At 50.3% G+C, this 12,066-nt stretch carries 11 protein-coding genes; 7 read left to right on the top strand and 4 right to left on the bottom strand.

The annotated features are described in order from the left end of the window. Nucleotides 1-14: 14 nt before the first annotated feature. Nucleotides 15-2,027: a hypothetical protein gene (locus tag AC50Y3_RS21785; RefSeq protein ID WP_494820825.1), complete on the top strand. Its 2,013-nt coding sequence runs from the start codon at nucleotides 15-17 to the stop codon at nucleotides 2,025-2,027. A 14-nt stretch (nucleotides 2,028-2,041) separates the two neighbouring features. Here the strand turns inward: AC50Y3_RS21785 and AC50Y3_RS21780 are convergent, their stop codons facing one another. The 4 genes from AC50Y3_RS21780 to AC50Y3_RS21765 all read right to left on the bottom strand — a co-directional run bounded on the left by AC50Y3_RS21780 (nucleotide 2,042) and on the right by AC50Y3_RS21765 (nucleotide 4,185). Then, on the bottom strand, nucleotides 2,042-2,257 hold the full coding sequence (locus AC50Y3_RS21780; RefSeq protein ID WP_494820983.1) for a helix-turn-helix transcriptional regulator: 216 nt from the start codon (nucleotides 2,255-2,257) through the stop codon (nucleotides 2,042-2,044). A gap of 27 nt (nucleotides 2,258-2,284) precedes the next feature. Next, a complete protein-coding gene (locus tag AC50Y3_RS21775; protein ID WP_494820824.1) occupies nucleotides 2,285-3,190 on the bottom strand; it encodes a hypothetical protein in 906 nt (301 codons plus the stop codon). An 86-nt stretch (nucleotides 3,191-3,276) separates the two neighbouring features. Continuing rightward, nucleotides 3,277-3,735 carry a Calx-beta domain-containing protein gene (locus AC50Y3_RS21770; protein ID WP_494820823.1) on the bottom strand — a complete coding sequence of 153 codons (459 nt, stop codon included), beginning with the start codon at nucleotides 3,733-3,735 and terminating at the stop codon, nucleotides 3,277-3,279. Nucleotides 3,736-4,026: 291 nt separating this feature from the next. Beyond that, a complete protein-coding gene (locus AC50Y3_RS21765; RefSeq protein WP_494820822.1) occupies nucleotides 4,027-4,185 on the bottom strand; it encodes a hypothetical protein in 159 nt (52 codons plus the stop codon). Between the two features lie 150 nt (nucleotides 4,186-4,335). Here AC50Y3_RS21765 and AC50Y3_RS21760 point away from each other — a divergent pair, with 150 nt between their 5' ends. The 6 genes from AC50Y3_RS21760 to AC50Y3_RS21735 all read left to right on the top strand — a co-directional run bounded on the left by AC50Y3_RS21760 (nucleotide 4,336) and on the right by AC50Y3_RS21735 (nucleotide 12,066). Then, nucleotides 4,336-4,698 (top strand): VOC family protein, encoded by a 363-nt coding sequence (locus AC50Y3_RS21760; protein ID WP_494820821.1) that lies wholly within the window; start codon nucleotides 4,336-4,338, stop codon nucleotides 4,696-4,698. Between the two features lie 48 nt (nucleotides 4,699-4,746). Further along, nucleotides 4,747-5,325, top strand: coding sequence for a GNAT family N-acetyltransferase (locus AC50Y3_RS21755; RefSeq protein WP_494820820.1), 579 nt, complete (start codon nucleotides 4,747-4,749; stop codon nucleotides 5,323-5,325). Nucleotides 5,326-6,296: 971 nt separating this feature from the next. Further along, nucleotides 6,297-7,268, top strand: coding sequence for an ABC transporter permease (locus tag AC50Y3_RS21750; RefSeq protein WP_494820819.1), 972 nt, complete (start codon nucleotides 6,297-6,299; stop codon nucleotides 7,266-7,268). A 27-nt stretch (nucleotides 7,269-7,295) separates the two neighbouring features. Continuing rightward, a complete protein-coding gene (locus tag AC50Y3_RS21745; RefSeq protein WP_494820818.1) occupies nucleotides 7,296-8,189 on the top strand; it encodes a carbohydrate ABC transporter permease in 894 nt (297 codons plus the stop codon). Nucleotides 8,190-8,262: 73 nt separating this feature from the next. Beyond that, a complete protein-coding gene (locus AC50Y3_RS21740) occupies nucleotides 8,263-9,981 on the top strand; it encodes a type 2 periplasmic-binding domain-containing protein (protein WP_494820817.1) in 1,719 nt (572 codons plus the stop codon). Nucleotides 9,982-10,158: 177 nt separating this feature from the next. After that, nucleotides 10,159-12,066 (top strand): cache domain-containing sensor histidine kinase, encoded by a 1,908-nt coding sequence (locus AC50Y3_RS21735; RefSeq protein ID WP_494820816.1) that lies wholly within the window; start codon nucleotides 10,159-10,161, stop codon nucleotides 12,064-12,066.

The raw sequence follows: 12,066 nt of genomic DNA, 5'->3' as shown, positions 1-12,066 counted from the left end.
GGGAGGATCTTTAGATGCGGCATAGTTCTTGGCTAAGTAATGAGTTTGGCTTCCGGTGGTTTGAGAATGGACAGTGGCACACCTACGGTTTGGATCAGTCCGATTCCGGCGCAGCGGAATGGGTCGGTTCCGCGGCGGATGGAGGTAGAGTTCACGTTAAGCTTGCACCCGATGAAGGTCAGTCTGGCGCCTACAGCTGTAGTCGTATGGAAGTGCGCCTAAGTGCAGGCAGTGAAGGCTTGCTTGGTGGATTTCAACTCGTAATGCCCGTCGATTCGGAGCTTGCGCTTAGCTGGAAAACCCATCTTACGCCGCTTGAGGGGATGACGATCGGGGACATCGTTTTTCGCTCACCGGCTATTATTCTGGAGGACGAGTCGAGGATGTGCGCACTGATTCCGGATATCGCACATCTGGCGTCGAATCGGGTACTGCCTCACATTATGGATTATGAGCTGTCCGCTCATGCGCTCTATTATGGGGTCTCCGATTATCGCGATACAGGCCATACTTACTATCAACTGGAGCCGAAGCCGCGTGCTGTACAAGCACCGATTGTGCTTAGCTTCTATTTGGTGGAATGGATGAAATCGGAAGCGGGTGTATCGAGGGACTATAGGCCGGTGGAGCATTTCCTTTGGGAACGTTATGCATCCTCTGCCATGACTGCCGTGGAACCTGACAGTGGAATCAGGGAGCTGGAGCGTTACGCCAAATACGCCTATGAATGGGCATTCGAACGGTGGGAGTCGGTCAGCTGGCAGCAATTTGAGCTGGACGGTCAGGAAGTCGGCGGCGTTGTATTCATCGTTACGACGCGGCAGCAGCCGGGTTACGGCCAGGAAGAGGTTTGGCGTGAGAAGAAGAGCATCTGGAATCAAGCCTGGTTCTGCAGTCTTCGCAGTGCGTATGGCTACTGGATGTGGGGAAAGGCATGGGGCAAACAGGACTGGATGCAGAAGGCGGAGAAGTCGCTGGCCTTCGCGCTTGCTGCGCCGCAGACGAACGGACTGTTCCCGGCTTGTTATATGGCAGGGCCGGATAATCGCTGGGAGGATGGACGCTGGATTATGTCTCATTCCCGTGTTCCGAAGGGACAGCATGATTATGCGCATTTGCTCGATTGCTCGTGGACAAGCATCTGGCTTCTGAAGTGGTACAGGGATATTCATAAGGACGAGCGCATCATGAACTATGTGGATCGTTATGTGCAGACTCTGCTTGAGCTGCAGGAAGAGGATGGCAGCTTCCCGGCATGGGTTCATCCGCAGACCCTGGAAGGCTCAGCCTATCTTACGGTCAGCTCGGAAACGGCAGCGCATATTATGCTCCTCTGCAGCTTGTACCGGCTGCGGCCTGAGCCGGCTTATCTGGAAGCGGCCGTACGCGCAGCGGCTTTCCTTGAGAAGCGGGTTATAGCGGAAGGACGCTGGGAGGATTTCGAGACCTACTGGTCATGCGCCGGCATGTGGGAGCAGAAGCAGCCGGGGGTTCGCGATGCAAGAAGCGGGTTGTACAGCCAATGTAATTTCGGCATGTACTGGACAGCGGAAGCGATGCGCGATCTGTACCTATTGACGGGCAGCGCGCATTATCTGGGGCAAGGGCAGATTGTACTTGCTGAAGCATCGCTGTACCAGCAAATATGGCAGCCGCCATTCCACACCGTTCCTACGGTTGGCGGCTTCGGCGTAATGAACTGCGACTCGGAGTGGAACGACGCCAGACAAAGCTTATTTGCCGGCATCTACATGGGCTACTACGAAACGACAGGCGATGAAGCCTATCGATACCGCGCCTACTGGGCGATGAAGGCATCGTTCTATATGATGTACTGCCCGGAGAATGCCGATGTGAAGGCAAAGTACGAGCAGGTCCATCCCCATATGAAGGAAAGCGATTACGGCTTTCACATGGAGAATGTCAATCATTCCGATGGTCTTGCGGTCGGTGAATTTACGATCTTCGATTGGGGCTGCGGTGCGGCGTCCACTGCGCTGTATGAGCTTTGCAAGAAGCAGCTGTAGTGCGAAAAGCCGACCTACAACTCCTGATTCGCTGGAGCGTTAATAATTTGCTCCACAGGAATGTTAAACGTTGCAGCCAATAGAACGATGATGTCGAGTGGGGGTTTCCTTCTGTTCTTCTCGTAATGCGAGAGCGTAGATCTGGAAATCCCAAGCGTTCTGGCTAAGTCTTCTTGCTTCATCGCCCTGGATTCCCTTAGCTCTGCAATGGTATTACCGAGGTGTAACACCAACTTAATCCCTCCATTAGTCCAGCATCACTTGTTCCTTACTTGAATGGTTCCTTGCACGCTGCTTGAAGCTTTGCCTGCGATTTGAATCGACAGATTTTCTTCCGTCGCGAGATCGGCAATGGGAGAGAAGGAGAGGAGTCCCTCTTTGCTGTAGGTTACGTTTTGTAACGTGTAAGGCTTATCATTACGTGTTGCTGTAATGTCGAAATCGTGGAGCGAGAGCTCTCGCTCCGCCCCCATTTGAAGGGTAAGCTGAATGGTGCCGGCTGGCAAATCCAGCATGGCGCTTTTAATCTGGACCAGTATGGGACTCCAGCTGTAGACGGTATTGGATAGAATGATTGGTTTTGCAAATGTAATGGCGTAATTCACGGAAGGCTGTGCAAGCGGAATTGTGATGATCCAGTGGAAACCATCATTTTCCGAAGCAGGCTCTACGTTTACCGGTGCATTGTTTGCTTTTATACTTTTTTTGAGCTGTTCTACACTGGTTTTCGTGGTCGATGTCAATTCGAATGTACCGATTTCCAGAAAAAAGCCCAGTTCGCCATCAATATAATCTTTGCGCCACAACAGGCTGAGATCGACGGTTTTGGCCCGATCGAGCCCTTTGCCAAGTTTAACGAGATAGTCGTGCCCTTTGGTGGCATTGTCAATTACGCCATAATAGGACTTGTTGTACCCGCCGTATAGCTCGGTATACCACTTGATTTTCTTATTCGGGATGGTGAAATTTGCTTCAAGATGCTTCAGACTGATTGGTCTAGAGAAGGTTACCGAAAATTGGCCGGGCTGGAGCTGTTCGTCCAGAGTTAGGATTATAGGGTTGGTATATGGGGCTGGCTTGTCTTTTGTTTGGGCATGGGCGGCTGTTCCGGCAGACAGCGCGAGGAACAGCGAAAGCAGGAGAACGATACCTTTTTTGAACATGTGCGATTTCCTTTCCATCCGGGTAGTGGTGAATGGGCGGCTCAGCCTTTTTATGCTGCTGCTCCGAGCCACCCGGTCATAGCGGTTTAATCGTTATCGATTATGTTTACGAAGGAGAAGAAGATTGGGCCTACCGTTGCACCGCCGGTCGGATCCTTCAGATAGACGTTAAACGCTTCCAAAAACTCCTTCTTGGAATCGTCTACAATTGGCACCGTGAACGTTTTCTTCGTTTCGCCGTCGCCAAACACGAGAACGCCTGAAACATGATTGAAGTCTTCGCCTGCTTTGGCCGTCAAGCTGCAGTTGCAGTACTTCACCGATACTTCGCCGTCTTTACCGCCAATTCGATCCACGGTAATCGTAACTGTACCTTTGTTTTCCTTCACATCGTAAATAAAGTCAGACAGGGTTAGTTTCCCGGGCTTTTTCGGTTCGTCGCGCGGCTTTGCCGATGCTTGAAGCGGCATCGCCAGCAGGAAGACCATGCAGAAAGCGAGAAACAGGAAAGATAGCTTTTTGAACCTTTGAGTGGAACTAAGCATGAAACGACCTCCATTACCTAATTTTATGATACAATATGTAACAATAACTATTCTATGATACTGTATGTAACATGTCAATTCTATTTTTCTAGCAGTTGAATGAAGTAGATCGACCCGGGTCGGAAGCGAATAGAAGCCTCGAAGAACGTCGTTTCGAAGCGTTTGAGCGACTTCGTAAGCGGCATACCGGCTAATAGCACCTAGTAAGAATATTAGCTCAATTGTTCCATCTCTATTAAAAAAGCCGAGCGTGCAAAATCGCACTCTCAGCTTCACCCCGCTATATGCCTGCTACTTCTTCTGCTCACGGCGCTTCTTGATGGCCGAATAGTTCATATAAATACCGATAATCAGCAGCACAACGCCAAGCACCCAATTGACGAACAAAATATCAATAATACCGTAACCGATAAAGAAAATGCTCACAACCTGCAGTAATCGCGGACTCATTTTCATAGGTGCCCCCATCATCGCTAGATTTCTTTTGCCCAAGTATAGCGTACAAGATGCGGAAATGCTAGACGTAGAAGGAGATTGCGCGGCTATCGCGAATAGGGTTGTATTGTAAATTCGCACAATGACAGGGAGGCAAGCAACGACATGAAAGCGACTAAATTAAGACCTTTTGTTCCGTCCGGCGCGGACTATGAGCTGGCGCAGCGATTCTTCAAGGCACTTGGCTTCGAATGCACGCTTTCCGTACAGGACATCAGCATCTTCCGCTTATCCGATCAGGAGTTTATTCTTCAAAATTACCATGACCAGTCGTTCCAGAACAATTACATGCTGGATCTGACTGTTGACGATTTGGACGCTTGGTGGACGCATATCCAATCTATTATAGAGAGCGGACAATTCCCGACGATCCGCGCAAAAGAGCCAACGCTATTCCCATGGGGCCGTCGCGAACTCCATCTCATCGATCCGGCAGGTGTATGCTGGCATCTCGCGCAGGCTGATTAATTGCCAACCAACACAACTCAATAAGCAACAGCTGGGAGGAACATCACCATGAACGTACAACCAATCACACTGACCGGCGCCAAAGTAGAGCTGGTTCCGATGGCTATCGAGCATATCGATGGCATCTATGAGGCAGGCAGATATCCCGAGATATGGACACTTACTGCCAAAGGCATAGCTTCACTGGACGATGCGAAAGCCGATGTCGACAAGGCGCTGTCGCAACCGGCGGCGCTGCCGTTTGTCATATTCGATCGGACAACGGGGCGTATCGTTGGCAGCACGAAGCTCTTCGATATCTCTATCGCGAACAAAGGGCTGGAGATCGGATCGACGTGGCTGACCCCTTCGGTATGGCGCACTTCAATTAATACGGAGTGTAAATATTTGCTGCTGAAGCATTGTTTCGAAACGCTGGGTACCATCCGCGTCCAACTCAAGACGGATTCGCGGAATACGCGCTCCCAGCAAGCAATTGAACGTCTAGGCGCTGTAAAAGAAGGCGTGCTTCGCAACCATATGATCTATCCGAACGGCTATGTGAGAGACTCCGTCTATTACAGCATTCTCGATCGAGAGTGGCCGGTCATTAAAGAGCGGCTGCAGAGCCTGCTGAGTCCGCAATAACCAATGCAGCAACCAGCACAGCAACCTAAAAAAGAAAGCTCCACAAAAAACAGTCCGACGAGCAGAGTTTCATCATGCTCCCGGGCTGTTTTTTGTTGAAGGAGTTGGGGCAGCGCGGTGGTATATGAAATGCTCTAACGAATCGTACAGCGCTTATTTGCCCGAAAATAGCTTCATAAAAATTCTACGAATCGTAGAGGCACTATTCGAAGGGTTTTAGGTATTTTGGAGCCTGATTCTCCTCAATAAGACCTCTACGATTCGTTAGAAATTCGCCGCATGCGGCGAACAAGTTGGGGGAGTAGGGGAGCGGAATACGAGATAAGCGAGCTGGCGGCACAAGCACGAAAAGAGCGTAAAAAAGCAGTTGCATGTGGGAGAGAGTAGCACCGGGAGCAACACATCGACATGAAAGCGGTGGAGGTGGCAGAAGAGTAGCTCAAGGAGTAACACATAGACGCGAAAGCGGCGGAAATGGCGGAAGAGTAGCTCAGGGAGCAACACATAGACGCGAAAGCTACGGAAATGGCGGAAGAGTAGCTCAAGGAGCAACACATAGACGCGAAAGCTACGGAAATAGCAGAAGAGTAGCTCAAGGAGCAACACATCGACGCAAAAATGGCGGAAAATGGCGGAAGAGTAGCTCAAGGAGCATCACATCGACGCAAAAATGGCGGAAATGGCGGAAGAGTAGCTCAGGGAGCAACACATCGACGTGAAAGTGGCGGAAGAGTAGCTCAAGGAGCAACACATCGACTCGAAAGCGGCGGAAATGGCGGAAGAGTAGCTCAAGGAGCATCACAACGACGCGAAAGCGGTGGAACAGGCGGACGAAAGCGCAACCTGAAATTTTGCGACCGAATGCAAAATTTGAGACCTTATATTGCCACTGTCCGGCGGCTTACAATAAGTCCAGAAGAATGAAAGCACTTACATTCAATCAACAAATCGATCCCTGGAGGTCTGCCAGCATGAGCGCCAATCTGAGCTATGAGCTGTCTACGAGGCAGCAGCCGGCAAGCCGGAAGGACAAGGCCGTCAAAGTGATCCGCAAGATGATCGGCCAGAGGTATTTACAGGTTATGGCGCTGCTAGGCGTAGCCTGGATGATTATTTTCAACTACATTCCCATGTACAGCGTCATAATCGCCTTTAAGGAATACAACATCATTCATTCCGTTCACGATGCGCCTTGGGTTGGTTTCCAGCATTTCCGGGAATTTCTCGAGGATGAGGAGCTGCCAAACGTCATCTGGAACACCGTCGGCATGAGCTTGATTAAGCTCATCATCGCATTCCCGCTGCCGATCATCTTCGCTCTCTTCCTCAACGAGCTACGCTCGCTGAAGCTGAAGAAGTTCGTACAGACGATCTCCTACCTGCCTCACTTTCTCTCGTGGGTCATTCTCGGAGGGATCCTGACAACATGGCTCGCCGATGTCGGCATCATCAACCATCTGTTAATGGCACTGGGCTTCATCGACGAACCGATCAGCTACTTGGCGGAGCCGAGCTACTTCTGGTCCATCGTCATCACATCGGATATTTGGAAGGAACTAGGGTGGTCGGCCATCATCTACTTGGCTGCAATCGCCGGCGTTTCGCCGGAAATGTATGAGGCTGCAACGATCGACGGCGCGGGACGTTTTCAGAAAATGTGGTTTGTGACGCTTCCGAGCATCAATGGTACGATCGCGATCTTGTTCATCCTAGCGGTCAGCGGCATTCTGAATTCGAACTTCGATCAAATTCTCGTCCTGCGCAATTCGCTCAATGAGAGCGCGAGCAACGTAATCGACGTGTATGTCTACCAAACCGGTCTCTTAAGCGGGCGTTACTCCTACTCGGCCGCAGTTGGATTGTTTAAATCGATTATCGCGCTGATTCTGCTGATTATGGCGAATCAAGTGTCGAAGAAGTTGAACGATACGTCGCTATTTTAATAAAAGATAAGGTGGTTGCGCCGACTGATGTATACATCCCTACTCCGAAGAAAAACCGCCGGCGAGGCACTATTCGATGTCGTGAATACGATCGGCATGCTGATTGTCTGCTTCGTGACGATCTATCCGATCTGGTACGTGCTCGTCAATGCCTTCAATGAAGGGCAGGACGCCATGCGCGGCGGCATTTACTGGTGGCCTCGTCTGGTCAGTCTCGATAACTTCCAAGCCGTGTTCAATAACCCCGGCATTATGCTGGCCATGGGCGTAACGGTTGCGAAGACGGTTATAGGTACTCCCGCACATGTATTCTTTACGGCAATGGTCGCCTACGCCTTCTCCAGAAGAGAGTTGGTTGGACGCAAGGCCTACATGCTGCTCGGCACGATCACGATGTTTTTCAATGGCGGCCTCATCCCTTTCTATCTGCTTATTCGCGACTTGCATATGCTCGATAATTTCCTGGTTTATATCATTCCGGCCATGTTCAACTTCTTCGATCTCATCATCTTCCTGGCCTTCTTCCGAGAAATTCCCGCTGGGCTTGAGGAAGCCGCGAGGATCGACGGAGCCAACGACTTCTCCATCTTCGTTCGCGTCGTCATTCCGGTATCCATGCCGGTGATCGCCACGATCGCTCTGTTCCACGGGGTGTATCAATGGAACGATTATTTTACCGGGATGATCTATATCAACAATATGGATTTGCAGCCGATTCAGACGTACTTGTACCGGGTTATCGCGCAGTCGAGCTCGAACATCATGATGGCGGCGATGCCGGGCGGCATTACGAAGAGCGTGACCTCGCAGTCGATAAAACTCGCAACGATGGTGGTCACAACGCTGCCAATCGTGCTGGTGTATCCGTTCCTGCAGAAATATTTTGTCAAAGGTATGATGATCGGTTCGATCAAGGGTTAGGTTATTCGTCCTAGCAGGCTGGATTCCGAGTCGGCAAAGACATTATAATAAGCGAAGCAAAGGGGTAGAACACATGAGAAAAGGTAAGGTTCAGCGCTTAATTGCTTTAACGACAGTGTTTGCGCTTGTCTTCACACTGGCGGCTTGTTCCAGCGGCAACAACAACAATAAGAACAATGAAGCGGCAGCGGGCAATAACAAAAGCACGAATGCCGCGGACAACACAGCGGCAGCAGACAACACCAAAGCGGAGAACAAACCCGCAGTATCCGCGGATGAGCCGGGCTGGAAAGCGGACACGTCACCGATTACGTTCGACTGGTACCTGAACTTCTCTTGGTTCCCGAATAAGTGGGGCGTAGACGCAACTTCCCAATACATCACGAAGAAAACCGGCGTCAACATCAACTTCATCGTACCGGCAGGCAATGAGAACGAGAAACTGAACACGATGATCGCTTCAGGCTCGCTTCCGGATTTCATCACGCTTGGCTGGTATGAGGACGGCGTGAAGAAGATGATCGAAGGCGGCTTGGTAGAACCGCTGAACAAGCTGGCAGATCAGTATGACCCGTACTTCTTCAAGGTTGCTGACCCTGCGAAAACATCGTGGTATACCCAAGAAGACGGCAATGTGTACGGGTATCCGAACGCATCGTCCTCGCCGAAGGATTTCGAGAAGTATGCACGCGATTACACGTCGAACCAAACATTCGTCGTACGCAAAGATATGTATGAAGCGCTTGGCAAACCAGACATGCGCACTAAGGAAGGTTTCCTGAACGCGCTTAAAGCAGCGAAGGAGAAATTCCCGGAAGTAAACGGACAGCCGCTTATTCCGCTTGGCCTGCATGAGTTTGGCGAGACCGGCAACAGCTCGCTGGAAGGTTACCTGCAGAACTTCCTTGCTGTTCCTTATGAGAAAGACGGCAAGCTGTACGACCGCGTAACAGATCCGGAATATGTAAGCTGGCTCAAAACCTTCCGCAAAGCCAATGAAATGGATTTGCTGGCGAAAGATATCTTCATCGACAAACGTCCGCAGATGGAAGAGAAAATCGCGCAAGGCCGTTACTTTGCAATGCTGTATCAACGCAGTGATTTTGCCGCACAACAGAATGCTCTGTATGCCAAAGATCCAAACTCCGTCTACATCGCTATCGATGGTCCTGGCAATGATGCAGGAGACCAACCGACGCTTGCAGGCCCTGGCATCTCCGGCTGGACGGTAACGCTTATTTCCAAGAACGTGAAAGACAAAGCGAGAGCAATCCGTTTCCTTAGCTACCTTATAAGTGAAGAAGGCAACAAAGACTTGTTCATGGGCGAGCCGGGCGTTACGTATGACACAGCTGACGGCAAAGACGTATTTAAGCCTGAAGTCCTTGACCTGCTGAACAAAGACCGTTCTTCCTTCGATAAGAAGTATGGCGCGTCGTACACCTTCTGGATGCTGATGGATACCAATATGAATTTGAAGTGGGCGCCGCCAAGCGTGGAACCGTCCAAGCAAATGGAAGATTGGACCAAAGGCAAAACGCAAAGCTTCTCGCAATACGATCAAATCAACCCGACGGGTAACTCCGAGGAAGGGATTGCGAATACGAAGATCGCGCAAACATGGGGCAAAACGCTTCCGAAGCTGCTGCTTAGCAAGTCCGATGAGGACTTCGACAAAACATTTGCGGAGTTCGTAGAGAAACGTAAGGACGCAGGCTTCGACAAAGTGCAGGCGTTCCAACAGAAGAAATATGAAGAGAACGTAGCGAAGCTGAAAGAATTCCTGAAATAAAAATTAGCGTTCAGAATCGGGTAACAATCGAACAGCCGGCGGTGTAAGCCTCGGCCAAGAAGAGTGGTGAAGTCTGCCGCCCTTCTTGGCCGGGGCTGACTGCCCGGCTGTTCATGCTCGTTTTCTGCGTTATACTGGAGACTAGGCATTCATCCCACACTATGGACGTGATTTCATTTGCTAAACAGACCTCGCATGATCAGCCGTGAAACGATTATTTATAAGCTGGAACAGCTGTCCTTGCAGAAGCGACTGTTTATTTCGTACATACTCATCCTGCTGCTGCCTAGTATCCTGATTTCGCTCTATATTTTTAAAGAGCTGAACGACAATTATATGAAAGACATTATCAAGAAGTACGAGAACACGCTGGAGATCGAGCGGGTCAACATGAACAACAACATCGAGACGATGGAGCGGGCTGCACAGCTGTCGGTCTCGGATAAAGAAGTGCTCTATTATTTGGAGCGGACCAGTGAGCCCAACGCTACAGAGCTGATTGAGTTCGATACAACGGTGGTCTCGAATATTTTGCGCTTACAGTTCAACAATCCCAATATCGAGCATATTCGGCTGTTCTCCAACAATAAACGGATTAATGAAATATGGCCTGTTATTATGCTGGAGCGTCGTATTCAAGGAGATCCTTGGTATGCGAAGGTGAACCGCCTAGACGGACAGGAATTATGGTACTTTGACCGGATGGACCGGGAGCCGATCCGCTCACTTGTTCCCGACGCGAAGGAATCCAGGCCGAAGCTCTCGCTGCTGCGCGAGATTGAATATCCGGCAGGGCGCCATGTCGGCATTATGCAAGTGGATATGCTGCTGACGAATTTCTTTCAGGGCGTATTTCATGGAACGGATTCAGGCCAGTCGGAGATGTTCGTTATTGACGGCGAAGGCAAAATGTTCCGCAATGACGCCAGCCCGTTTCTGGCGAGCACGGGTCTTACGGAGACAGATGTGCGTAGTGCGCTAAATCAGCATGTTACACATGGCACGGGTCATTTCCTGTTTAACCACAACAAAACCCCTTTTCTTGGCAACTACATGTATATCGATAAGCTGAATGCCTATGTGGTGAATGTCGTGTCGCTGAAGAATGTGTTTGCAGACATTAATAAGACACGTAACAAACTCATCATGGTGAATGTTAGTCTGCTGGCGATTCTGTCTATTTCGACTTACTTCCTGAATGCGCTTATTCTGAAGAAATTGCATACGCTCGCTCATTTCATGAAGCGGGTGCGCCAGGGTGATTTCAACTTTGATTTCACGATCCGCGGCGGCGGCGAGGTCGGAGAGTTGGCGCATCATTTTCGCAAAATGTTAAAGAAAATCAATTCGCTCATCGCCGAAGCCGTCACGAAACAGGCCGCTTCCAAGGAAGCGGAGCTGCGAACGCTCAAGAATCAGATCGATGCCCATTTCCTCTACAACACGCTTGAGAATATTAAGATGCTGGCGGAAATCGAGAATCAGCCCGTCATCTCGGATGCGCTTACTTCGCTTGGCGGCATGATGCGCTACAACTTGAAGTGGACGAGTGAGTACGTGCGGCTGAAGGATGAGCTTGGACATATTACCAACTACATTGCCATTATGAACGTTCGGTTTGATCATACGGTCAGCTTGCAAATCAATATTCCTCCGGATTACTTGGATCAGGAGCTGCTGAAGATGTCGCTGCAGCCGATCGTGGAGAACTCCGTTAAGCATGGCATGAAGTTTAGACCATCGGAAGCGCGAAACGTCGTTATTTCGATTAAGGCGGAGGTCATCGACTCCACCATCGTCATCGAAATTGAGGATAACGGGATTGGCATGACAGCAGAGATGGCGGAGGAGCTGAACCGGAAAATCAACTTTGAAGATGTAGGTGGGCCTACAGATAAGCGGGATGTATATGCACAGCAGGAGAAGCAAACGGAAGGCAGCGGGATCGGTTTGCGCAATGTGCATCAGCGTATTCAATTATTTTATGGCACGGAATACGGCTTGTTAGTCGAAAGCAGAGAGGGTGCCTATACGCGCGTCATTATGCGTGTACCCTATTTCATATTAAGCGGAGGGGTGACCTGA

The sequence above is a fragment of the Paenibacillus sp. J22R98 genome (assembly GCF_059383835.1).
Note: the sequence above shows the minus strand (reverse complement) of the source record. Positions and strands in the feature narration are given on the sequence as shown.